This is a genomic window from Sphingobacterium sp. R2 (assembly GCF_040760075.1).
In the GTDB taxonomy this organism is placed as follows: domain Bacteria; phylum Bacteroidota; class Bacteroidia; order Sphingobacteriales; family Sphingobacteriaceae; genus Sphingobacterium.
Map to the genome: position 1 here is coordinate 4,442,029 of NZ_CP142884.1, position 25,569 is coordinate 4,467,597.

General features: G+C 40.9%; 22 protein-coding genes and 1 riboswitch. Of the genes, 13 read left to right on the top strand and 9 right to left on the bottom strand.

Annotated features, from left to right (window positions below; all coding sequences use genetic code 11):
* Positions 1-28 precede the first annotated feature (28 nt).
* From VXM68_RS18655 to VXM68_RS18665, 3 genes are read left to right on the top strand one after another with little or no spacing between them, the layout of a single operon-like run.
* Positions 29-2,317, top strand: coding sequence for an FAD-dependent oxidoreductase (locus VXM68_RS18655; RefSeq protein WP_293953728.1), 2,289 nt, complete (start codon positions 29-31; stop codon positions 2,315-2,317).
* A gap of 20 nt (positions 2,318-2,337) precedes the next feature.
* Positions 2,338-4,020, top strand: a complete 1,683-nt coding sequence (locus VXM68_RS18660) for a sodium:solute symporter family protein (protein WP_367209664.1) — start codon at positions 2,338-2,340, stop codon at positions 4,018-4,020.
* The gene (locus VXM68_RS18665; RefSeq protein ID WP_367209665.1) at positions 4,017-5,420 is read left to right on the top strand and encodes a sialate O-acetylesterase; all 1,404 of its coding nucleotides are present in this window, start codon (positions 4,017-4,019) and stop codon (positions 5,418-5,420) included. Before VXM68_RS18660 ends, VXM68_RS18665 begins: the two co-directional genes overlap by 4 nt.
* 49 nt (positions 5,421-5,469) lie before the next feature.
* Here the strand turns inward: VXM68_RS18665 and VXM68_RS18670 are convergent, their stop codons facing one another.
* The 4 genes from VXM68_RS18670 to VXM68_RS18685 form a co-directional block, all read right to left on the bottom strand.
* A complete protein-coding gene (locus VXM68_RS18670; RefSeq protein WP_367209666.1) occupies positions 5,470-6,624 on the bottom strand; it encodes a glycoside hydrolase family 105 protein in 1,155 nt (384 codons plus the stop codon).
* A 256-nt stretch (positions 6,625-6,880) separates the two neighbouring features.
* A complete protein-coding gene (locus tag VXM68_RS18675) occupies positions 6,881-7,066 on the bottom strand; it encodes a hypothetical protein (RefSeq protein ID WP_209574231.1) in 186 nt (61 codons plus the stop codon).
* Between the two features lie 41 nt (positions 7,067-7,107).
* On the bottom strand, positions 7,108-9,807 hold the full coding sequence (ligD, locus tag VXM68_RS18680) for a DNA ligase D (RefSeq protein ID WP_367209667.1): 2,700 nt from the start codon (positions 9,805-9,807) through the stop codon (positions 7,108-7,110).
* 33 nt (positions 9,808-9,840) lie between these two features.
* Entirely contained in the window at positions 9,841-10,032 is a 192-nt protein-coding gene (locus VXM68_RS18685; RefSeq protein WP_293953719.1) for a DUF3606 domain-containing protein, read from the bottom strand.
* A 347-nt stretch (positions 10,033-10,379) separates the two neighbouring features.
* Between VXM68_RS18685 and VXM68_RS18690 the strand changes: the two genes are divergently transcribed.
* Positions 10,380-11,144: a DUF6597 domain-containing transcriptional factor gene (locus VXM68_RS18690; RefSeq protein WP_367209668.1), complete on the top strand. Its 765-nt coding sequence runs from the start codon at positions 10,380-10,382 to the stop codon at positions 11,142-11,144.
* Between the two features lie 25 nt (positions 11,145-11,169).
* Positions 11,170-11,550, top strand: a complete 381-nt coding sequence (locus tag VXM68_RS18695; protein WP_293953715.1) for a VOC family protein — start codon at positions 11,170-11,172, stop codon at positions 11,548-11,550.
* 320 nt (positions 11,551-11,870) lie between these two features.
* Here VXM68_RS18695 and VXM68_RS18700 read toward each other — a convergent pair whose 3' ends face one another.
* Positions 11,871-12,824, bottom strand: coding sequence for a fasciclin domain-containing protein (locus VXM68_RS18700; RefSeq protein WP_367209669.1), 954 nt, complete (start codon positions 12,822-12,824; stop codon positions 11,871-11,873).
* A 369-nt stretch (positions 12,825-13,193) separates the two neighbouring features.
* Here VXM68_RS18700 and VXM68_RS18705 point away from each other — a divergent pair, with 369 nt between their 5' ends.
* On the top strand, positions 13,194-14,075 hold the full coding sequence (locus tag VXM68_RS18705) for a DJ-1/PfpI family protein (protein ID WP_367209670.1): 882 nt from the start codon (positions 13,194-13,196) through the stop codon (positions 14,073-14,075).
* A gap of 83 nt (positions 14,076-14,158) precedes the next feature.
* On the opposite strand, the gene VXM68_RS18710 is transcribed toward VXM68_RS18705, so the two are convergent.
* From VXM68_RS18710 to VXM68_RS18725, 4 genes are all read right to left on the bottom strand, one after another.
* A complete protein-coding gene (locus VXM68_RS18710; RefSeq protein WP_367209671.1) occupies positions 14,159-14,929 on the bottom strand; it encodes a hypothetical protein in 771 nt (256 codons plus the stop codon).
* Between the two features lie 75 nt (positions 14,930-15,004).
* A complete protein-coding gene (locus VXM68_RS18715; protein ID WP_367209672.1) occupies positions 15,005-15,478 on the bottom strand; it encodes a hypothetical protein in 474 nt (157 codons plus the stop codon).
* Positions 15,479-15,676: 198 nt separating this feature from the next.
* A complete protein-coding gene (catA, locus tag VXM68_RS18720; RefSeq protein ID WP_367209673.1) occupies positions 15,677-16,324 on the bottom strand; it encodes a type A chloramphenicol O-acetyltransferase in 648 nt (215 codons plus the stop codon).
* 280 nt (positions 16,325-16,604) lie between these two features.
* Positions 16,605-19,208: a family 78 glycoside hydrolase catalytic domain gene (locus VXM68_RS18725; protein WP_367209674.1), complete on the bottom strand. Its 2,604-nt coding sequence runs from the start codon at positions 19,206-19,208 to the stop codon at positions 16,605-16,607.
* Between the two features lie 191 nt (positions 19,209-19,399).
* Positions 19,400-19,495: riboswitch (TPP riboswitch) on the top strand.
* A 59-nt stretch (positions 19,496-19,554) separates the two neighbouring features.
* Between VXM68_RS18725 and thiS the strand changes: the two genes are divergently transcribed.
* From thiS to VXM68_RS18760, 7 genes are read left to right on the top strand one after another with little or no spacing between them, the layout of a single operon-like run.
* Positions 19,555-19,761, top strand: a complete 207-nt coding sequence (gene thiS, locus VXM68_RS18730; protein ID WP_307185913.1) for a sulfur carrier protein ThiS — start codon at positions 19,555-19,557, stop codon at positions 19,759-19,761.
* Positions 19,762-19,806: 45 nt separating this feature from the next.
* Entirely contained in the window at positions 19,807-21,621 is a 1,815-nt protein-coding gene (gene thiC / locus VXM68_RS18735) for a phosphomethylpyrimidine synthase ThiC (protein ID WP_367209675.1), read from the top strand.
* Positions 21,618-22,235 (top strand): thiamine phosphate synthase, encoded by a 618-nt coding sequence (locus VXM68_RS18740; RefSeq protein WP_367209676.1) that lies wholly within the window; start codon positions 21,618-21,620, stop codon positions 22,233-22,235. Before thiC ends, VXM68_RS18740 begins: the two co-directional genes overlap by 4 nt.
* Positions 22,181-22,813: a thiamine phosphate synthase gene (gene thiE, locus VXM68_RS18745; RefSeq protein ID WP_367209677.1), complete on the top strand. Its 633-nt coding sequence runs from the start codon at positions 22,181-22,183 to the stop codon at positions 22,811-22,813. Before VXM68_RS18740 ends, thiE begins: the two co-directional genes overlap by 55 nt.
* Positions 22,810-23,580 carry a thiazole synthase gene (locus VXM68_RS18750; protein ID WP_367209678.1) on the top strand — a complete coding sequence of 257 codons (771 nt, stop codon included), beginning with the start codon at positions 22,810-22,812 and terminating at the stop codon, positions 23,578-23,580. Before thiE ends, VXM68_RS18750 begins: the two co-directional genes overlap by 4 nt.
* Positions 23,581-23,590: 10 nt before the next feature.
* A complete protein-coding gene (gene thiH / locus VXM68_RS18755) occupies positions 23,591-24,715 on the top strand; it encodes a 2-iminoacetate synthase ThiH (RefSeq protein ID WP_367209679.1) in 1,125 nt (374 codons plus the stop codon).
* Positions 24,716-24,720: 5 nt separating this feature from the next.
* A complete protein-coding gene (locus tag VXM68_RS18760) occupies positions 24,721-25,431 on the top strand; it encodes a ThiF family adenylyltransferase (protein WP_367209680.1) in 711 nt (236 codons plus the stop codon).
* Positions 25,432-25,569 lie beyond the last annotated feature (138 nt).

The window sequence follows — 25,569 nt, forward strand, 5'->3', positions numbered from 1 at the left end:
ATGATAGCACTTAATTCCAGTTATATCCATGATTACTAGTAACACGCAAGAAAAAAGAAATCTAAAACATATCCAATACGATAGCGATCTGATCGTGACAGGTGGAGGGATGTCGGGCATCTGCACCGCCATTACTGCCGCGCGTCAAGGTTTAAACGTAATCTTGATACAAGATAGACCCGTTTTGGGTGGCAATGCCTCCAGCGAAGTTCGCCTTTGGATGTTAGGGGCCACCTCACATATGGGAAACAATAATCGCTGGTCCAGAGAAGGTGGCGTAATCGACGAAATTCTGGTGGAAAACACCTATCGCAATCCGCAAGGAAACCCAATCATCTTGGATATGATCCTGATGGATAAAGTAAATCAGGAAAAAAACATTCGTCTCTTTTTAAATACAGCAGTATATCATGTAGAAAAATCTGCTGCAGACCAAATAGAAAGTATACGTGCTTTCTGTAGCCAGAATTCGACCCTATACACCTTCCATTCACCATTATTCTGCGATGCATCGGGAGATGGTATAGTCGGTTTTCTCGCAGGAGCTGCATTCCGTATGGGCGCTGAAGGTAAAGAGGAATTTGGTGAAGGTATGGCGCCAAGTAAGGAATATGGTGAGTTATTGGGCCATTCTTTATATTTCTATACCAAGGATACCGGGATCCCTGTTTCTTTTATCCCTCCTGCCTTCGCTCTTAAAGAAATCAGCCAAATCCCCCGATTTAAACAGTTTAAAGCAAACGAACATGGCTGTAAACTATGGTGGGTGGAGTATGGCGGGCGTTTGGATACTATACATGATACGGAAACCATCAAATGGGAGCTATGGAAAATCATCTATGGAGTATGGAATTATATCAAAAACTCCGGAAATTTTCCGGAATCCGAAACGCTCACCTTGGAATGGGTAGGAATGATACCTGGAAAACGGGAAAGTAGGCGTTTTGAAGGAGACTATATGATGATACAACAGGACCTCGTCGAACAGCGTCAGCATCCAGATGCAGTTGCCTATGGCGGCTGGTCCATCGACTTGCATCCTGCCGACGGCGTATATAGTGAACTGCCAGGCTGTAACCAATGGCATAGCAAGGGAATATTTGATATCCCCTATAGAACCCTGTTTAGCAAAAATATTCGTAATCTATTTCTGACAGGGCGCCTAATCAGTGTAAGTCATGTGGCATTTGGCGCTACGCGAGTCATGGCAACCTGTGCTTATGTCGGTCAAGCTGTAGGGATGGCAGCAGCTCTGTGCAAAGAACTCCAGGTTTTGCCGCGGCAACTGACCCTAAACAATAATATGCATCAGCTGCAACAACGTTTAATGGCAGAGGGTCAGCATATTCCGTCTTTAGCCTTATACGAAGAGCATGATCTTGCGCTGCAGGCGCAAATCAGTACTTCCAGTGAATTACCGTTTACGGGTTTTGGTGACGTCAGTCTATGGAAGCCGCTGACGATACCATCAGCGCAACTGCTTCCCATGAAACAAGGGAAACTTCCGGTTTTTCAACTAGCCGTGCAAGTACTTCAAGATACCGTCTTGGAAACGTCGATACGGATATCGGAGAAAGCTGGAAATTTCACTCCGGACATTACCCTCGCAACACGCACAATTCACCTTACCAAGGGAACGACTTCAATCGACATCGATTTTGATACGCTATTAGCTTCTGATGGATATGTCTTTCTGACTTTCCAGTCTAACCCTGACATACAATTGGGTTATACAGAAAAACGCGTAACAGGCGTCATGTCCGTATTTAATTCTTTTAACAAAGCTGTATCCAACAATGGAAAGCAAATACCAATTACCGGTGTTGGCGTAGATGAATTTGAATTCTGGTGCCCACAGCGCAGACCCGATGGACAAAACATAGCTGTAACTTTCAAACAGCAAATAGATACTTTTACAAGTAAGCAACTGAAAAATGGGGTTAATAGACCTGTAACGACTGCAAATGCTTGGGTTGCACATCCTAAAGATGAGACCCCTACCGTTGTGCTCGATTGGGACACTCCGAAGGAAATCGCTCGCATTGACCTGTGGTTTGATACCGACTTTGACCATGCCATGGAATCAGTATTAATGAGTCACCCAGAAAACATAATGCCTTTCTGTGTACGCGCATATACTATTAAAGATTCCTCAGGTAAAATTATATATTCAACATCTGATAACTTTAGGACATTAAACCGGATTACCTTCACCGAACCGATACGCACCGAACGTCTTAGTATACAAATGATGCACCCGTCAGATCATGTCCCCGCATCACTATTTGATATTCGTTGCTTCGAAAAAAATAAATGATCTTTTAAAAGAACTATAGAATGATACAGTTAGACTATATCGTGATGGGCATTTTTAGCCTATTGATTTTTGCTATTGGGCTCACTTTTACACGGGTAGGAAGTAAGACTGGACAAGCTTTTTTTGAAGCAGGAGGCGAAACCCCCTGGTGGATCAATGGACTGTCTCTTTTCATAAGTTATTTTTCCGCAGGTACATTTGTCGTCTGGGGATCGATCGCTTACCGAAATGGACTAATCGCAAATGCCATTCAACTGACGATGGCTATTAGCGGTCTGCTTGTCACCCTTTTTATCGCTTCAAGATGGAAAAAAACAGGTGTGGCAACTGCCGCAGAATATATTGGAAAACGCTTTGGTCAGAAGGAAAAGCAGTTTTATACCTATATGACTTTGCTTTTAAGCTTATTCACTACCGCCGCAGTTCTTTATCCCGTAGGAAAGATGGTTCACGTCGCGGCCGATTTGCCTGTAAATCTGTGTATTGTGATCATTGGACTTATTATCATCTTGTATACCGCTGCGGGTGGGTTATGGGCCGTCTTGGTGACGGATGTGGTACAATTCGTTATATTATCAGCTGCAGTAGTCATCGTGATTCCAATTGCTTTCAGTGAAATTGGTGGCTTTCAAACTTTGGTCCGCGAGGCTCCCAAAGATTTTTTCAAACCTTTTAACGAAGAATATACTATAGGCTTCATGCTGGCTTTTATTGTATACCAGACATTTTATCTTGGCGGAAATTGGTCCTATGTACAACGCTATACCAGTGTGGGGTCGGCAAAAGAGTCAAAAAAAGTGTCGGGTATTTTTAGCATCTTATACTTTATCTGTCCACTGATTTGGATGCTTCCGCCGATGATCTATCGCATTATCAATCCTAATCTGGCCGGACTCGAGGTGGAAGACGCCTATATGATGCTTATCCAAAAGGTTATGCCTGCAGGGCTTATCGGTTTGGTGTTGGCAGGGATGGTATCGGCGACGTCAAGTAAAGCGAACACCACCATAAATATGGCTGCAACAGTGTTTGCCCAAGATATATATAAGAACTTAATCAGGCCCGAAGCTTCTGAAAAATCGGTTATTACCATAGCAAGATTATTTACATTAATCTTTGGCATAGGTACGATTCTAATTGCCATGTGGATACCATCTGCCGGAGGGATCGTCACTGTAGTACTGAGCACGGCATCTATCGCGGGCGGTGCCCTCTTCGCTCCCATTATATGGAGCTTATTCTCAAAAAGACAAACCGGATTTTCCGTCGTATGTGCCACGATCATTTCATTGCTCGTTAATCTATTTTTAAAAACAATTGCACCAGGCGCCTTGGGATTGAAGCTAAATTTAACGATGGAAACTACATTCGGCATGGGCATTCCAATCCTTATATTAACTGCTTTTGAATGGTACTATCTTTCAACAGGTCAAGTGGCGCAACATGGCCTCGTCCCTATGTCAGCGAAAGATAACAATTGCATTCCCCAAAACTTCGCGATAAGACATGCCGACACCGAGCAGCAGAATCGATTTGGAATTAGGGTTATTTCCGCTTCTATGGCAGTAGTGGGAATCGGAATCATGATTCTTGGAGCGTTAACTACACAGTTCTCGTACATGGTCATGGCTGTAGGATTGGCAGTATTGATCATTGCCGGATTGATAGCAACACTTACACGGAATAAAAAGTTCAATACATGAAATATATACTCGCCTCCATATTCAGCATATTCGTTTATCAACTCAGTTTCGCAGCGTTAACGATACCACATTTTTTTGCAGATAATATGGTACTGCAGCAATCTAGTCAGGTCAAGATCTGGGGTAAGACCACTTCAAAAAAGAAAATACAGGTAAAAACATCGTGGGATGGTAAGAGTTATAAAACAGCGAAAGATCAAGATGGAAATTGGTCACTATGGATAGAAACTCCAAAAGCCGGTGGGCCTCATAACATACAAATACAGCAGGAAGAGAAAATTACATTGCACGATGTTTTGATCGGTGAGGTTTGGATATGCTCCGGTCAGTCCAATATGGACATGCCCATCAAGGGCTATTACGGCCAACCTATTCGCCATGCAGCAGAACTGCTGTTAGCTTCACCCAATGACCAGATTCGACTCTTTCGAATAGAAAGAAGCCATGCCGACAATGCAGCGTTTGATGTAAACGGAAATTGGTCTGTAGCAAATGCGGCGTCCGTAGCTAATTTTAGTGCGGTGGGCTACCAATTTGCAAAATATTTACAGCAGCACCTGAATGTGCCTATAGGCATTATTCAAACCACTTGGGGTGGCTCGCCAATTGAAGCATGGATGAAGCCATCGCTTGTAGAAAGATCACTAAGACAACAAAAATTACCCAACAGAGCGATCGGAAAACAAGTCCATCAACAGCCGGGCAATCTCTATCATGCGATGATCTGTCCACTCATCGGATTTCGAATTGCAGGTGTAATTTGGTACCAAGGCGAACAAAACCGATATAATTATTACGATTACAATATTTTACAAACCAATATGATCCGCGATTGGAGAAACACTTGGGATATCGGAGAATGGCCTTTTTACTATGTAGAGATCGCCCCAATGCAATATGGCGGAGGACAAGGAATTTTATTACCACGCCTTCGTGAAATGCAACTCAAAACGCAAGACAGCTTATCCAATGCGGGTATGGCAGCTACAATAGATGGAGGTGAAATGCACAATATTCATCCTGCCAACAAAACAATTGTTGCACAACGATTGGCAAGCTGGGCGTTGGGTAGCCATTATCAAAAAAAGGGAATCGCTTACCAAACACCAACGTTGGATAAAATCGTCGTCCTCCATGATACAGTACTTGTTTCGTTGAAGCATTGTCCCTTAGGCATCACAAGCTATGGCAAATCATTAACCCAATTTGAACTCGCTGGCACGGATCAAATCTTTCATCCAGCAATAGCCGTACTTCAAAATAACCGTATTGTCGTAACGTCAGCTGCGGTGAAAGCACCCCTCGCCGTGCGCTATGCTTTTCATGACTGGTGTTTCGGAGAACTTTATTCTACTGAAGGTATTCCTGTAGCATCTTTTCGCTCGGATAATTGGCCGTAGACATCGCTACGACCAATTTTTCGGACCTACATATTTTACCTACAATTATTTATTTTTCCGTAGCACTACGTTTTTCTGCGAGTTTCAATACCTCATTACCAGCCAAAAGAAATGCGCCCACGCCGTAAATTTCCGTATCATCGTAGTTTACTTCGCCTGGAGCCTCGCCTACTTGCTGTACATAGCCCAGCTTTCCATCGGGATGAACCGCATTAACGAGTGCATTCCAACCTTTCCATACGACAGTTTCATAATCTTTTGAAGGAATTACTTTATTGTTTATTCCCCACGCTAGTGCATACGTAAATAGTGCTGTACCGCTAGTTTCCTTAGCTGGATAGCGCTCAGGATCCAAAAGGCTAGTCCGCCAATAACCGTCATGCTGTTGCAAGGAAGCAATCCGCTGTACCATGTTACGATAGAGCTCTTCCCATCGCGCGCGACTTTTGTAATCTTTTGGCATATCATTCAATACACGAACCAGCCCAGCCAAAACCCAGCCATTTCCTCTAGACCAGAAGACGTCCTGACCATTGCTTTCCTTTTTATCAAAATAACTTTGATCCCTATAGAACAAACGCTCTTTGGGATTGTAAAGATAATTTGTAGTCTTCCACCACAAAGTGTCTACCAAATCAAGGTACTGTAGGTTTCCCGTCACTTTATAAATTGACGAAAGTGCCGGTGGCCCCATAAATAAGGCATCGCACCAAGCCCACTCTCGAAGTGCAATATTATTTTTCCAGTCCAATGATTCGCTATGGGGACGACTTACCAATGTATCGGCCAACCTGATGAAATCTGCTATGTAATCAATATTTTTATCACGATTATACTTCCAGGTATACAGCTGACCAACACAATAATTGTCCGCATAATACCGATAGTTGTCCGCATACATTTTCCAATCAAACTGTTCGCCTACAGATTCAAGATATCGGGTATAACGTGCACCACCTGAATGTTTTGTCATCTCTATCAGGCCAGTGAATAAGGTTGCTGCAGTCCATTCACGGCCAGCATGACGTAGCCCCTTATGTTCGATACTGTCCAACTGCCACGAAGCAACCCGATTCAAATACTGCCTAACATCAACCACTTTTTCTGATTTTCGCACATCCATAGCGCGTGTGGAAACCTGAGACACTGACAGCCCCGGATCAAGCCCCAAGATAGCCAACGCAATAAAACGCCTTATTTTCATGAAATTGTATTTTTTTAAGATTGACCAACAGCAACATGCTATATAATCACCAACACTAAAGCTAATATCTCAGTTTCATACTGTATAGTGATTTCAGTCTAGAACATCCATGTTAAAATGTCCAAGCAAAATGACATAGATACGTCAGTCATCCTAAATTAGATAAAGGCGTTCAGGATTTTACGTACAGGATAGGATTAAATTTAATGAAACCGTTCCCAATAATTGGGAACGGTTTCATTAAAATGATTTATAATTAGGCCTCATCTTTGGTATTCTTTACAAGGCCTATACCAGCGAAAAAGAAGATTAACCCCAATACACCAATTACACCTAAAGTTGTATAGGCAGCACTTTTGTTAATAAGTTCATATCCGGTATATATTAAACCGACAATACCCAGAACAGTTAATACTGTTCCAAAAAAACGTTTTACGTTCATAATAATGAATTTTAAATTATAGATTAATGAAAATGAAACTCTTATTTAGCAAACTTATCCACTATGCTTTTTAAATTGATACCTTTTCCTAATACCGGTTTAAAAATATCGCCTTCACTTCGCATCCTATCAAGGGCGTTTAGAATATGAAAATCACTTATTTTCAAACCTTTCTTGACTTCATCCCAGTGTAATGGCATCGATACAGTGGCTCCGGGCTTAGGACGAACGGAATAAGCTGCTGCAATTGTTGCATGAGGCCTATTCTGCAAAAAATCAAGATACATTTTGCCCTTGCGATCTTTTATGGATCGCTCCAGGCTCGTGAATTTAGGAAGCTCATGATGGACTAGGGTAACGATAACCCGCGCGAACTCTTTGGATTGATCATAAGTATATTTCCCACCAAGCGGGATATAGATGTGAAGCCCCGTAGAACCACTGGTTTTACAATAGCTCGCTACCCCCATATCATCCAATATGTTCTTTGTGACTTGTGCAGCCTCAATAACCTGATCGAAAGAATTTTTATCCGGATCAAGGTCTATAATACAGAACGATGGGTTGTCGGGCTTCTTCACAGTACTACTCCAGGGATTCATTTCTATACAGCCAAGATTTGCCATATAAAGTAGTGTAGCGTCATCCTTTCCAACAAGGTAATGACGGTCTTTTTCATCAGCCTCACTGTGGTAAAGATATGTTTCCGCCCAGTCTGGTGCCGTATCGGTTACGTTCTTAAAGTAGAAACCATCTTCTTCAATTCCGTTGGGAAATCGATTCATACTTTGTGGCCGATCCTTTAAATAAGGTAATATAAACGGAGCGGCCTGATAATAGTAGTTGATAAGGTCTCTTTTTGTTATTCCCTCTTTCGGCCAAAAAACTTTATCCAGATTGGTAAACTTCAATTCATGTTTGTTGACCTTTCTGACCTGGGTCTTATCTGAGGGATTTAAGAGGCTCTTCCGCTGCCCCTTCACTCTGGGCGAAACTATTTTATCTTCCATATGATTGACCATTTTTTCTGTAGGAGCTTCATCTTCAAGAACAACATTTTTAGCACGTTTGTCTTCGCGCATGCCGTTAAACGAAGGATGACGCATAATACCATCGCTGGTTAATTCCGTAAAACTCACCTCGCATACAAGTTCTGGTTTAAGCCATGTCACCGTAGCGTGTGGCGGATTTGGTCTAAACCTCGAAGGCTTATTAACGTCAGGTTCTTCAGAGAAAGCTGCTTTAGAAACAATCAGCGGCTTAAATAGTTCCATCATCTCCTTTTGAAGTTTTACATTGAAACCAGTACCCACCTTTCCGGTATAAATCAATTTTTTCCCTTCATAAACACCGACCAATATGCTACTGAACAATTTACTGGAATCATCATTCAGGGTGAAACCACCTATGACGACTTCCTGCCTTTTGTTCGCTTTAATTTTTAACCAGTCTTTAGAACGGTTGTGAACATGATATAAACTATCCTTTCGCTTTGCCATAATCCCTTCAAGCCCCAATTTCTTGGCCTCTTCCAGAAAATGAATGCCGGAAGTTTCAAAATGTTCGCTGATCAAAATGCAGTTGTTCTTGGGAAGAACTTCTTTTAAAATTGATTTACGCTCAAGCAATGTCATGTCCTTCAAATCCTGGCCCCGATACCATAAGATATCGAAAACGTAATAAACCAGATCACCATCCGCTTCGCTGCGCCAGTTTTGTAGCGCTCCAAAACTAGCTGTCCCATTTTTGTCTAAAACGACTACCTCCCCATCCAAGATGGCGTCTAATTTAAGACTCTTCAATTCCTCATAAAGTGGATAGAATTTTTCATTATAGCTTTTATCATTACGGGATTTTAGTTCAACCTCCCCCTTGTTCATAAAAGCAACAGCCCTGTAGCCATCCCACTTGACCTCATATACCCACTCATCATCATCGAACGGTTTAGCCACAAGTGTAGCGAGCATAGGCTCTGTATGAGAATAGAACTTCTTTGACGACGCATTTTTCAACAAGATCTGAAGATTCCTCTTGCTTTTAGCACGATGCTTTGGAACAGCTTCCAACTGATCGTTGATTAATTTGGATGCCTCGTTTTTTGTCGAACGTTTATCCTTTACTGTACTGTTTTTCTTAATGATATTTTCACCATATACTTTATCGGGTGACCTTTCCATCTGCTGAATAGTTTTACCCGATATCACCGATTTATCGCTTGCAGTAATATCCTTATCGCTAGCATATTGATCCTCCAGCTTCATTAAAAGCCAACCATCATCTCCCCTCCCATGAGCCTTAACAAGAGCAAACTCACCTTTAAGTTTTTTACCGTATAGCTTAAATTTAAGCTTGCCAGAATGAAGTTGATGTAAGAGATCTTTTTCCTGTTTGGAAATATCCTTAACGCTCCCATCAGCCGGTTCATAGTGTCCCTCATCCCAAACGATAACCGTGCCTCCGCCATATTGTCCTTTTGGAATCGAACCTTCAAAATTTCGATAATCATAGGGATGATCCTCCACCATCACAGCGAGGCGTTTGACAGTAGGATCGATTGATGGCCCCTTAGGAACTGCCCAACTTTTCAGAACACCGCCCATTTCAAGACGAAAGTCGTAATGTAGATGTGAGGCATCATGTTTTTGGATTACAAACCGAAGTTCCTTTCCGTTTGGCTTTCCTCCAAACGGTTCTGGGGTGTTCTCCTCGGAACGCTTTTCGCGATATTTAGACAGTCCCATAACTACTGTATTTAAGTATATTGAAAATAACGTTTATTTCCCGTGCCGTTTCTTCAAATAATCTTCAAGAACTTTTCTTTCATTCGATCCGGTCGCCCGTATTGCGCCAACAACAGCTTGACTGCTCACCCCCATCTTATCCTTGAAATATTGAATTTCGTACTGTTCTGATCCGCTTACTTTGCTTCTGTCGGATTTCCCTTTTTTAGACTTGTTATCTGCCATGGTATTTTGTTTTAGTGTTTTTCTTTTGGCGATTGAAAAATCCTAGATTTCAATTCGCGATACATTCAATTTTGATATAACACAAACGTCAAAGTGAAAAGGTTTTTAAAGAATTGCGCTTAGGGGAACCAGACATCAAATATTGCTCGCTATTGCTTGGTTAATTGTATTTTTTCGCATGACTAAAGCTAACTTGGAATGTTACATTCCATTTCGACAGAAGAAGTATTTAATTTGTAACTTGCTATTGAAAAGATACTAGGTTCTTATCAGCACAACGTTTGCTAATAAAAACCGTGTATGCCGATATTACTTTTGCAAGATGTTATTTTGTATAGATTATCAGTATGAATTTATCAAAAAATGCACTGGAATATTCCTCTATAGCCCCGTCTCCTTCACTTATCGGAATGGTAGAAAGTATATGGATGTTGAAAAATCATTCGAACAAGCGAGAGGAAAGCATTATTATACCTGACGGAAAAATAGATTTATTTCTTCTGATGGAAGAAAACAATAGTTTTCAGATCTTCATTTCTGGAGTCTGTGATAAACCCATTTTAAAGCCGCCCTATCCGAAATCGACGATGTTTGCCATCAGTTTTTATCCGTTGGCCGCCGAATATATTTTTAAGCAGTCTTTCGAAAAATTAAGAAACCAAAGACTGGTATTGCCAAATGATTATTTGGGATTTGGCAGGAATGATCTTGCAGATTTTGATAACTTTTACACGAAAGCCTGCAAAATATTCGAAAAGCAATTTGAAAACGAAATAGATGTGAGGAAAAAAAAACTATTCGAACAGATTTACCTATCAAAAGGCGAAACGACGGTAGAAGAACTTTCTAATAAGGTGATTTGGAGCAGCCGGCAGATGAACCGTTATTTCAACTGCTGGTTTGGTATTCCATTAAAATCTTACATTAATATTATTCGTTTTTCCAATTCCCTAAAACAATTAAAAATGGGAATATTTTATCCGGAGCTTAATTATGTGGATCAATCCCATTTCATTAGGCAGGTAAAGAAATTCTCAGGTGTAAAACCAACCCTACTAAATAAAAATGAAAACGACCGATTTATCCAATTGAGTGTATTAGCCGATTACTAACTTTGTCTGTAAATCAAACAAAAATATGCATATTAATCATATCAATCTTGTCGTAAAAGATGTTGATAAAGCCGTTAATTTATTGACAGATATTTTCAAGTTCAATTTAATAGTCAACCGCAATAATAAAATGGCTGTACTGAAGGATAATAATAATTTTGTTGTTGTAATTTGGGGACAAGAATTGAACAAAGAGAAAGATGTACCGCAATATCCTAAGAATTTCCATATCGGCTTTTATCAAGACGACGAAATTGCAGTTCAAAACATTTTTGAACTTTTAAAAAACAACGAAGCATTAAAAATTGATGGAGCTCCCAAAAGAATCAGAAATACATTCGGATTTTATTGCTATTTTGAGAATCTAATGATTGAAATTAGCGTAAATCCTTTTAATTATGAATAGACTGCTCCTGAGCCTACATAATGATTGCTAAATTCTGATCCGTTGAACATTGCTATTCACCAAATTTCTTATAAATAGCCCCCAGTCGGATTGTATATGTATTCGGTTTTCCAATAAATTATTCCTTAAGAATCACAACTCTATAAATGTATCGAATTCCATTTTTTAGCAATAGCCGATCTAAAAAAGATCGGGTTCTGATTTCATTCCAGAGAATTCCCAACACAATCGAATCAAGAAGGACAGCTTGCATATAAAATGGTTTGGCCGCAAAGAATGAAATTCTCTGCGGCCAAACTAGCATCTAGCATAACGCTAAATTAAGGAAGAAGAACTTGATCAATGACATGGACAACACCGTTTGTTGCCAGCATGTTTACGCCAGTTATTGTGGACTCACTGGTATTACTTTTACCTTTCAGCATTGCCTTTCCAGACAATTTCACAGTGATTTTTTCACCGTTTAAGGTACTTAGCATCTGTCCATCTGAAAGATCAGAAGAGAAAGCCCTAGCTGAAAGAACGTGATAGGTTAGAATCTTAGTCAGCGCTGCGGGATCAGCTTGATTAATTGAAGCTATTGTGGTAAAACCCGCGTTGATAAAAGCTTGATTTGTAGGTGCGAAAACCGTGTATGGTCCTGATCCACTCAACAATTGAGCAACATTTGTAGTTCCTTGACTTGCTCTCAACACTGCAGCAACTAAGAAGGATAAATCACTATTAGCTGTAGCAAGTGCCACTATATTTTTTGTTGCCGGCATAAGTACATGAGAAATACCATGAATGACACCATTCGTAGCCATCATATCTGGAGAGGTTACCGCCCAGCCATTGACAAATATACCCTTACTATTTTTAGTAACGTAAACATTGCTTCCGTTTGCTGTCTTCACTTCTGCATTTGGACCAGCGGGTACGCTAGAAGCAACTACTTTAGCGGATAATGTATGATACAACAAAACGGATTTCAAGCTTTCTGCAGACATGCTACTAATATCTGCCGAAGTCATCCCTGAGCTTTCGAAGGCAGCATTATTTGGAGCAAATACTGTAAATGGTCCTGTTGAAGAAAGTGTTTCGCCCAGACCAGCCTTTGTCACGGCAGAGGCTAATATGGAATAATCCTTGTTCATGGATACCATCGCAGAGATTGTTCCTGTTGTTTCCATCTGCTTGTCATCGTCTTTACTACATGACACTGTAATCATCGAGAATACCATTAAGGCCGATGCCATACTCGATAGTCGTTTGATGTTCTTGTTGAATTTCATAATTATAATTTTTAATATTTTGATTTACAAACAAGCAACTGAACAAAATAGTTTAAAAATAAACCAAATTAGTTTATGATTTCCAAAAAAAGTCATTTTAAAGACATTTAGAGGATAGTATTAGCATCAAATTAAACTAAAAAAGCTTTTGTAGGTGTTATAGATTGCTGGTGATGTATTAAAATTCATATCAATTTTTAAACAAAACAGCATCGCCTTCAGATTTGTTATCTTATAAGATCATGCAGATGTGTCATTTTCTCCACACTGCTATGTAGGCTGTTTTGGAGAATAAACGAGCGATAAGCTGGCAAAAACATATGATAGCATAAATACGATAAGTTATACACCATAAACAATACATACATTATGTCTTTATTTTCAAAAGATTTGAGCAAAGAGCCAATATTTGACGGCATGGGCTATGAGCCTTCTTTTTTTTCAAGAAAAGAAATGGTTACTACAAAAACCGACTATAGTAAGAAAAAATATGATGAAGGCAACAAAGATACGAGAAAAAAAATTCTTGTACTTTGTACGGAGGAACGTTATATGACCATGAAAAATGGAAAGAAATTTTCTACAGGCAATCATCCCGTTGAAACACTCGTACCTATTCTTCATTTTGACCAAGCCGGATTTGACGTGGATTTCTATACGCCAACCGGCGGCACGGTAAAATTTGAGATGTGGGCAATGCCTTATGAAGACGAACATATTGGTAAAATTCTCGAAAAATACAATACACAATTTTCAAACCCACACAGTCTCCAGGATTTTGTAGCAGACACAACTAAATCTTATGTCGACTATGTAGCTGTCTTCATTCCCGGAGGACATGGCGCAATGCTCGGCCTCCCCGAGAATAACGATGTAAAAGAGCTGATTAAATGGGTAATAGCCGAAAATAAATTTATGCTGACAATATGCCATGGACCCGCAGCCCTCTTATCTGCTGCACAAGGTATTGATGAGAATGAGTTTCCATATAAAGGATATAAAATCAATTCTTTTCCTGACGAAATGGATCAAATTCTTCCACAAAGTGGATACCAGCCGGGCGAAATGCCTTGGTTGTATGGCGAGAAACTGAAACAGCTGGGGGTTGAAATCTTAAATAAAAAAATTAGCGGCGATTGCCATGTTGACCGGAAGCTGATCACCGCCGACAGTCCGCTGGCAGCAGACAAATTCGGCAAAATCTGTGTGGAACAATTGCTTGCTGATGAAAAATCTAAAACAGAAAATTAAAAATTAATAAAACAATCTCAAACCTCGACCAACAACAGAGCGGTCGAGGTTAATGCCAACATGCCCTACCTACCATTTAACTACTAAAATAATAGCTGTTTACGATATCGAATACAATAGACAAACAGGTTTAGCAGAACAATAATGGCTATGACAATGGCCGCTGCATATATGATGCTATTCGTTCCCTTATTTGCCACTGCAATTGCAATCAAAGCCCAGGCAGATACAAGTCCAAATACGGGCATACGACGTTGCCAAATCATTATTAAATGAATAATTAGCGCGACTACAAACATGATAATTGTCCATAGCGTTGCAGATAAGCCAAACCCGCCCCAACCGATCTTTGTAAGATAGGCCGCAATGTCGGCAATTAAAGCGACAGAAATCCACCCGGCATACAGATGGAAAGGCAGCTTTAAAAAGAAAAGTTTTTTGAGGTTTGATTGAAAAGAAATAGCCCGAGTATTTTGAATGATCCGTAACAACGATACAAATAGCAGGAGCATCAAAAAAATGGTCACAGAAGTATAGTCATACAACCAGGTAATTACCCATAAACAATTTGCCAAACAAGAAACCAAAAACCACCACCCAACTTTTAAGATCACCTCTTCCTTTTCTCTTGTCAGTTTTAATAATGGTCCAAAATAGACCACAAATCCAAACAAGCCCAGATATATCAAGCCCCAAATGGAGAAAGCATATCCAGCCGGTGTAAAAAGGTTTTGATACTTAGCTGATATCGTTGCCATTGTTTCCCCGTTAAAAATGCCGGTATTGGATAAGTAATTGATAACTATAGTAACGACTAAAACAACTGCATTGACTATTTGGTAGATCTTTTTCATTGTAAAAGCTATAAATAATGTTAATAAAGGCTAATTTAGTAATTTATCGCCGATCGACAAGCGATTAAAGAGTAGCTATGATTTATTATTAGGACGATTAAATAGCTCTTCTAGAATCTCATAGCGATAGTCAAAAATTTGATTTAATTTCTTTTTGACAAACATACCGTGCGCAACTGTACCCAATATTCCGAAGGGCAATTCATACTCAACAGTATCTTTCATCAACACGCCTTTTTCATTTGGAATAAATTCATGAAAATGATTCCAAAATCGATAAGGCCCCTTTAATTGAAAATCAGTAAAACTCTTATACTTTTCCACTTGCGTTATTTTGGTCTTCCACTTTAACGGAATTCGAAAAATTGGAGATACTAAATAATCGATGACCATACTTTCTACAATTTCTTCGCCATTAAATTCTGAAACAACCACAAAACCCATGTCTTTAGGTGTTATCTGAGCAAGATTTTGTGGAGATGAAAAAAAATTCCAAGCGCGTGCTATATCGCAAGCTAATTGTTGTTCCCTATATAATGTATATTTCATTTGAATGTGAATTGCAAAATCCAATTTGATGCCCATTGCCAGCATACTATTAAAATAACAATGGGAAGATTATTTGGTTTAAAAATATACTAAATATACAAAAAAAATAAAAAACGAAATATACAACTAGTAAACGAAGAATACTATTAAACTATGTACGACTAGAATAACACGATGGGATGTCGAGTTTCAACTCGACTAAAAAGACTCGACGTCCTGAAAAAGTGCCTCAAGCGTATTAATCAACTTTGCAACATGGAGACCATCACATACCGCATGATGTACCTGTATCGCCAAGGGCATAAGTATCTGATCTCCTTCAGTTTTGTATTTTCCAATCGTAAATGTCGGTGAAAAATAATTGCTAAAATCTGCAACATTAAGATTGAAACTATCAAAATGAATCCATGGAAGAGCAGAAATATTAAAATGGTTTTCTGGCGGCTTTTCAGGAAAAAAGAGCTTACTTTCACTGAATTTTTCAAGAACATGCTTGTAATCCTGGAGGAAAGAGGCTAAGTGTTCCTGATATCCTACTGACAACGCCGAAAAAGTTTCTGCTTCTTTATGCAGTATGGTGTAAATAGGGTCAACCCTGTCCCAACAAATCAATTCGCTACCTCTCATTGCCATTTTAAATTCAGCATGTTGGTTCACTGCTCTCGAAAGGAGATAAATCATGACAGGATAGAACTTATAACCCCGCATTCTTACAAATTGGACCACCGCCGATATATCGAGCTTAACTGTAAGGCTAAATCCACATTTTACATCCCCACGGTAAATCTCGAAATGCTCTCTTCGCTTCCAATTTGCTGTATCAATTATTTGATATTTTGTATCCATTTTATCAATTATCGAGCTATTATCCACGTCCTCATTATGATAATAACTTATACAATCAATTTACCCAACAAAGGACGCCTTTAAATATATTCTATTTTTAGTTCCACCTAATGACGACAAGTTTCCAAAAAATGAAAATTTCATTTTGATACGATTGACTCCATTCCCTATAGTGGGAGATGATTTTAAAAAGGTGAAATCGTTACACGTATATCTTCCAAATATAAAATATTTTTATTGGCATCAACCAAATACAATAGGATTGATACTACTAAAAACCTTACTTGAGCTCCAATTTCAATCGATGTTTACCAGCCTTTAATGCGATGATATTACCATTGCTTACATTATTTGGAGGATAAAATGTGGCCGTCGCATTTGGAGGTATCTGAACATAATATACAATCTTGTTACCCCGTAATTTCCAATGAGATAAAATTTTACCATAGGGTGATTCGTAAGAAACCGATGATTCTTTCAATTGCTGAGGAAAAATAGGCTTCAACAGGATGTTTTTGAATCCAGGTTGTTCGGGATCTGGAAGAATCCCACCGATAGATTTAAAAAACCAGGCACCAATTTCACCAAACATCATGTGGTTGTCCGAAATATCACGAGTTGCTTTTAAATCCCAGTTCTCTAACAATGTTGTCGCCCCATTGACAATCCACCATCCCCAGGACGGATACGTATCTTGTACTGCAACTTTATACGCGGTCATTCCATACCCATTATCTTTCAATGCATTTAATAAAGCTTTTGCCCCTAATACGCCCACGTCTAAGTGAAAGTTAGCCTCTTCAACTTTCCTATTTAGATTGGCCGCAACCCTCGCTTTCATGTCTTCCGGTACAACTCCCCAATAGAGTGGCACACTCAATTCCGTCTGTGTTCCATTGTTATAGATTCCATTAGAAACATTCAAAAATCTCGCATTAATCGCCGCCTTAATTCTTTTACTAAGTTGATCATATTTTTGATGGTCTGCCGTTTTTCCAAACAACTTTGCCGCTGCAGCCAAAATGGTCGCATCAGCATAGTAATAAACAGATGACGTCAGTTCCAGATTGGACTGAGCCTTAACAGGCACCCAATCTCCGCGTCCAAAAGTGGTAAGTCCAGAAGGGCTGATGCCGTCTACATAATCCACATAGCGTTTAATATTATCGTAGCATTCTTCCAATGCGCGCGGATCACCATAAAACTGATAGATCTGCCAGGGGATAATAGCGATGGTGCTTGTCCAGTCAAGACCATTTGCATTACCATACCCCCATCCACCCGTTGGAATAATATCTGGTAATACGCCATTCTCTTGTTGCTCGTCACGATGATCGGCCAGCCATTTTTCATAAACTGTAATACCGTCAAAATTATACAGGGCAGTTTCAATCGCGAGGTGACCATCCCCTGTCCAACCATTTTTTTCGCGTTGCGGGCAGTCTGTAGGATACCCCATCAAATTCGATAAATAGGCATTGTTGGTCGCTTTCCATAGTTTGTTAATCAATTCAGAGGATGTTTTAAGCTGTCCGATAGGTTGAACATCGCTGTGCATAAAATAGGCAGTTACAGCAGAACTATCCAAAGCTATTGCTATGTTGCTGCTAACCTCGACATAACGAAAGCCTTTATAACCAAATTTAGCCATAAACTCATCATCGCGACCGCTTAAGGTAAGAATGTCCGTCTGAAAGGGCTCCTTTTCCTTATCGCCAAGATAATAAACATCGATATTGGACAGATCAAGACGCCCATCTGCCGACAATCGTTCACCATGCTTGATATGTAGCATAGTCCCTGCAGCTCCTTTGACTTTAATTTTTGTAATTCCAGCCATATTCTGACCCATATCGAAAACATAAGTACGTTGGTCTATCTTTGTCACTGATTTGGGCTTATAGGACTTCACGAGCCGAATCGGTACCATCTGTTGGGAAACGATATGTGCAGATGGCGCATTTCTGTACTGAACAGCCTGCCAAGTTGAATCATCATATTTAGGTTTGTCCCAGCCGGGCATATCAAGTCGAGCATCATAATGCTCACCCGTATAAATATTGTTATAGATAATTGGACCGGTAGCTGTTTTCCACTGCTTATCCGAAACGACCGTCTCCCACGTACCGTCTGTATACTCGATTTTAAGCTCCAAACAGAATATTGGCCGGGCCCGCCACGGTGCTTGATGAAAATTCCAAACCGCCAGTGGCTGGTGATTATACCAGCCATTCCCCAAAACGACGCCAATCGCATTCGCACCTTGTTGTAGTTGTCCGGTAACATCCTCTACCACATACAGTGTTCTTCGATCAAATCGCGTATACATAGGATCAAGACGGTGGTCTCCAATGCGCACGCCATTAATAGAAAGCTCATATAATCCGGCAGCGGCAACATAAGCACGAGCCGATTTTATCCGCTTTTTGATAGTGAATTCAGTCCTAAAATACGGAGCGTTGCGCGCATTGATATCTTTATTGTCACTGATCCATTTTCCTGTCCAAAGATCCTTCCCCATCATTCCAGTCTCGAAAGATGCTATTGCTGAAACGCTGGAAATACCGTCTCGGTCCCATACTTTTACTCTCCAAAAGTATTTTATCCGCGGCTTTAACTCGGTACCATTATAGTGCACCAACATCGCCGAACTTAGCTGCTTTCCACTGTCCCAATGCGCTTTTACCCCATGTAACAATTCAAGGGAATCTTGCGCTAAAAGAATCTGATAAGCTTGCTGTAGGGCGCCCTTTCGCCGGTCTTCAAGGCGCCAGCTTAATCTCGGGTGGGATGCGTCAATGCCTAAAGGATTGACCAGATGTTCGCATGTCAACTTTACAGCCTTGCAGTTATTCTTGGATTGTGCATAGGCAGTACTTGCCATACACAATATTATTATCAATAAAATTCTACGCATTAAAGGATATAATTCTTGGTTACTGTTAAATTGTTTTAGCTGATTAAAAAACTAATATATCAAATATTTCGCAAATCGCGACCTGTACTTTCCTGCTGTATATATGAGGCATTTAAATTAAAATTCTTGCAACTTTCACAAAAATAATACTATCTTCGTTTTAACTTTAGGGGTGTCTGCTTGTGCAGGCTGAGATTTTACCCTTAGAACCTGATCCGGATCATACTGGCGTAGGGAAAAGTGAGCTGTCTAACAGGTGCATTGCTGTACCTTCGTGTAGCCATTCCTAAAGTTTAACCAAAAAAATTAAGGAATGGAACTTACAATAAATCATCAAATTCGATCTTTCGACCCCGCTCCTTCTTCACTTGAGGAACTATTGGTTTTGGAACTATCTGGCAAAACCCAAGGTGTTGCTGCTGCCATCAACAACCATGTTATACCTAAGGACGATTGGGCTAAAACAACACTCAAACCTCACGATCAAATCATCTTAATAACCGCATCGCAAGGCGGATAATGATTAAAAAAAATCACCCTAATCATTCACTTCAATTCAGAAAAAATGACAGCTGAAACAATTACGCAATCCCCTTTTCCCAATTCAAAAAAAATTTTTGTACCTGGAACACTATTTCCTATTCAAGTGGCTATGCGCCAAATTTCTTTAAGTCCAACCAAATTAAGCAATGGACAAGTAGAAATTAATCCCCCTATTACAATCTACGACACCTCTGGTCCATATACCGATGAGAATTTTCAGATCGATATCCGAAAAGGTCTCCCCCGGCTTCGCGAACAATGGATATTGAATCGCCAGGATGTCATACAGCTGGCGGGCATCAGCTCTGAATATGGACAACAACGCCTTTCTGATCCAACGTTGGATGAACTCCGATTTGCCTATAGTCATAAACCAAAAGTAGCCTCTGCCGGGAGTAATGTCACCCAATTACATTATGCAAAGCAAGGTATCATTACGCCTGAAATGGAGTACGTAGCTATCCGCGAAAATCAACATATCGAGCAGCTAGTAGCCAGCACCCCCGGAATGGATCATCAGCATACAGGCCAAAACTTTGGTGCCAGAATCCCTAGAAAAACGATTACTCCCGAGTTTGTCCGCGAAGAGATCGCTGCCGGGAGAGCGATCATTCCCAATAACATCAATCACCCTGAAAGTGAACCCATGATTATCGGGCGCAACTTTCTTGTTAAAATTAATGCCAATATTGGCAATAGCGCTGTAAGTTCAAGTATAGAGGAAGAAGTTGAGAAAGCGGTATGGGCCTGTCGTTGGGGAGCCGACACGATCATGGATCTATCCACCGGTAAAAATATCCATGAAACCCGCGAGTGGATCATCCGCAATTCACCAGTTCCAATCGGTACCGTTCCAATCTATCAGGCATTAGAAAAAGTAAAAGGTGTGGCCGAAGACCTTACTTGGGAGATTTTTAAAGACACTTTGATCGAACAGGCGGAACAAGGTGTTTCATACTTTACTATACACGCCGGTGTATTGCTTCGCTACATTCATCTTACAGCAACACGAGTAACTGGTATCGTCTCAAGGGGTGGTTCTATCATGGCCAAATGGTGTCTTTTTCACCACAAAGAAAACTTTCTCTATACCCATTTTGAGGAGATTTGTGAGATCATGAAACGATATGATGTTGCTTTTTCACTTGGCGATGGTCTCCGTCCAGGAGCTATTGCGGACGCCAACGATGCGGCTCAATTTGCTGAGCTCGAAACACTGGGCGAACTCACCAAGATCGCCTGGAAACACGATGTTCAGGTAATGATAGAGGGCCCCGGCCACGTGCCCATGCAACTGATCAAAGAAAATATGGACAAACAACTGGAATGTTGTAATGAAGCCCCATTTTATACCTTAGGCCCGCTTACTACCGATATCGCTCCGGGGTATGACCATATTACTTCGGCGATTGGAGCTGCAATGATCGGTTGGTACGGTTGTGCCATGCTTTGTTATGTCACCCCAAAAGAACATCTCGGATTACCAAATAAAAAAGATGTTAAAGATGGTGTGATCACGTACAAACTAGCCGCACATGCTGCTGATTTGGCCAAAGGACACCCTGGAGCGCAGTATCGTGACAATGCTTTAAGTAAAGCGAGATTTGAATTTAGATGGGAAGATCAATTCAATCTTTCCCTAGATCCGGATACCGCACGTGAGTATCATGACGAAACCTTGCCTGCAGATGCAGCTAAAGTAGCTCATTTCTGTTCCATGTGTGGCCCCAAATTTTGCTCCATGAAGATTACGCAGGAAATACGGGATAGTGCAGCGCAGGGTATGCTTGAAAAATCGCAAGAATTTATCGCACAGGGTAAAGAACTCTATTTATGATCATTGCACTAACGCCAGAAGAGACCATACATGCTGAAAAAGCGGTTATCCATACCCTTCTTGAGAAGGGGCTCGATATCCTGCACTTACGCAAATATCATTTTACAGATTTACAAATGGCAAGATATGTAGAATCAATAGATCCTGCATATCTTGAAAAGTTAGTTCTTCATTCTCACCCTCACCTATCGACGGAACTCGGGATCTCACGCATTCATCGGAATGAATGGAGCAGACAGCATAGTCCCTCCAATCAGGTGAACACTACAATTATTTGCTCGACATCTGTACATGATATTGCGGCATTCAACAAACTGGATAAATGCTGGACCTATGCTTTTCTAAGTCCGATATTTCCAAGTATTTCAAAAAAAGAATACGGAAGGTATAATGCTCAACTGAATCAGCTTCCAAATCGCGTTAATTTTACTGTTCGTCTGATAGCACTTGGCGGAATAAACCAAGCTAACTGTCTCCTCCCGTTGCAGGAAGGGGCAGAGGGAATAGCCTTGTACGGCGCTTTATGGCAGCATCCCGACCCAATTCAAAATTTCATTGCATGTCAACAAAAACTATGGAAAAACTTCAATACATATCACAAGGACAAACATTAGCAGCACAAAAAGATAATATTTTAAAGGCCCTTGATGCTGGTGTAAAATGGATACAAGTGAGATGGAAGGGAGCTCACCAAGCGTATGTTTACAGATTGGCAGAACAGGTCAAAAACGTGTGTTCGCGATATGGTGCCACCTGTATCATCAATGATCATACTGCGCTTGCAGCGGCTGTCGATGCTGACGGCGTACATCTCGGACTGGAGGATGGCAGTATCGATGCTGCAAGGAAGCTATTGGGGCCAAAAAAAATAATCGGCGGTACTGCAAATAGCTTTACAGATGTATACCAAAGAATAACGGAAAATTGTGACTATATCGGACTCGGACCATTCCGCTTTACAAAGACAAAACATAACCTCAGTCCCCTATTGGGGCTCGACGGATATGAAAATATCATCGGGCAGGTTAGACAAGAAGGGTTATCCCCAATCCCGATATTCGCGATTGGCGGTATAGCCCACCTCGACGACATTCAACAGTTATTACAAACTGGAGTTTATGGAATTGCACTTTCCGGTAGTATAACCCATAATCCAACAATCGTTTCATCAATCCACAAAATTTTAATATGAGCAATTTAACCATAGCCGATCGCGTATTTGAATCCAGGCTATTTTTGGGTACGGGCAAGTTCGGCAATCTCACAGAAATGAGCCATGCCGTTAAATCATCGGCTTCCCAGTTGGTTACCGTGGCCCTCAAACGCATCGATCAGCATACCATAGACGACAATATCCTGAATGCCCTCCAACTGAAAAATATCCATTTGTTGCCGAATACTTCAGGAGCACGTACCGCTCAAGAAGCGGTACTCGCGGCCCAACTTGCACGAGAGGCATTGGAAACCAACTGGGTAAAGTTGGAAATTCATCCCGATCCCCGCTATCTACTACCTGACCCCATTGAAACCTTACGCGCAACTGAATCGTTGGCCAAATTAGGATTCGTCGTCATGCCCTATATCCATGCAGATCCAGTGCTTTGCAAAAGACTGGAAAATGCTGGCACAGCAGCTGTTATGCCTCTAGGTGCCCCTATTGGTAGTAATAAAGGACTTCGTACGTTGGACTTTCTTGAAATTATCATTGAACAGAGTAATGTAACCGTTGTTGTCGATGCTGGCATCGGAGCGCCTTCCGATGCTGCCAAAGCCATGGAAATCGGAGCGGATGCCGTCTTGGTCAATACGGCAATTGCAGTCTCAAATAATCCGATACGTATGGCCGAAGCATTCAAAGAAGCTGTTATCGCTGGACGAAAGGCTTATGAGGCCGGTTTAGGAAAGATCGGATCACAAGCAATCGGTTCGAGCCCCTTAACTTCATTTTTATTTGATTGATAATTCACTTATGACAGATTTCAAAACGATACTCGATACCTACGTCTGGAATGATGTCCACACGCAGATTTATGACGCTACCAAGCAGGATGTACTGCATGCGTTAGAAAAAGACCAGTTAACGCTCGCCGACTTTAGGGCGCTCATATCACCGGCTGCAGCACCGTATCTGGAACAAATGGCACAAAAAACACAACAAATCACGCAACGCCGCTTCGGTAAAACCGTACAGCTGTATGCTCCCCTTTACCTCAGCAATGAGTGCCAGAATATTTGCACCTATTGCGGTTTCAGCATGGACAACAAAATCAGACGAAAAACGCTCAACGATACCGAGTTGTTACTGGAGGCGATGGCACTTAAAGCTATGGGAGTTAACCATATCCTCCTCGTTAGCGGAGAAGCTAACAAAACTGTTGAAATCAATTATTTCCTACATGCTATCCAACTTCTAAAGTCCCATTTTTCGCAGATATCCATTGAGGTACAACCGTTGGAACAATCCGAGTACGAGTTATTGCAGGCCGCTGGCGTATATGCCATTTTGGTTTATCAAGAGACATACCACCGCGAAGTTTATAGGCAATATCATCCCAAGGGAAAGAAGTCAAATTTTGATTATCGCTTGGATACACCTGATCGTATAGGCCGGGCGGGCATCCATAAAATCGGACTGGGCGTATTACTTGGGCTCGAAGACTGGCGGGTGGACAGTTTCTTTACCGCCGCACACATTGCCTATTTACAAAAACACTATTGGCAGACTCGTTATTCCATTTCCTTTCCACGCCTACGCCCAGCTGCTGGCTCTGTGGAACCAAATTTTCATTTGGCCGACCGCGATCTACTGCAGCTAATCTGTGCTTATCGCCTGTGGAATGAAAATTTGGAAATCTCTATCTCCACTAGGGAAAACGAAACGTTTAGAGATCATATTATACCGATCGGTGTAACAACAATGAGCGCTGCCTCAAAAACCAATCCGGGGGGCTATGTGGTCGATCCACAAGCGTTAGAACAATTTGAAGTAAGCGATGAAAGGGATATGGAAACCATAAAAAGTCAAATCCGAAAAATGGGATACTCGCCAGTGATGAAGGACTGGGAAACCAATTTCGCTGGCATAGTACGTTAAAATAAATGAAAAAAGACAATATTTTTGAGCGCTATAGCCGGCAGATTTTTATCGATGAAATTGGCGTCTCAGGACAAAGAAAAATCATGGATGCCAAGGTATTGATTGTTGGCGCAGGGGGACTCGGAAGTCCCGTCCTTCAATATTTAGCCGCTGCAGGTATAGGTAAACTTGGCCTGGCTGATTTTGACCATGTTGAAATCCACAATCTAAATAGACAGATCATACACTCCGAAAACAACATTCACAAAACTAAAACCGAAAGTGCCCAAGACTATATTCGACAGCATAATAGTACAATTGATTTTCATACGGTTCAGGTGAAGATAGAACCGAACAACACGGCTGCAATTCTTGCTCCCTATCAAATAGTAGTAGATTGCTCGGATAACTTCTCGACACGTTACTTACTGAATCAAATTTGCTTGCAACTCGATAAACCCTTGGTATATGGGAGCATCCACGGCTTTGAAGGACAGCTGGCAGTTTTTAACTTTGAAGGCAGTAAACACCTTCTGGACATCTTTCCCACTCCCCCAAACCCCGATCAGGTTCCAAATTGCGATAAAAATGGAGTACTAGGGCCCCTGCCAGGGATCATAGGTAGCATGATGGCTATGCAGGTACTTAAGATCATAACCGGTTTACCTGTAGACAGCAACCAGTTAACCATTATCGATACCTTAAATTGGCGGTTTTCTAAACTCTCATTCTAAATGTCGTCTCAAATGGTATCCCATAAATGGTTTAGAAGGATTCACGAGCGCGCAAAATTTATTTAAAACCACAGTGCACAAACAAATTTTGCTAATTTTAGTTTATATATTAGCAAGCTTAAATATCAACTATACAAT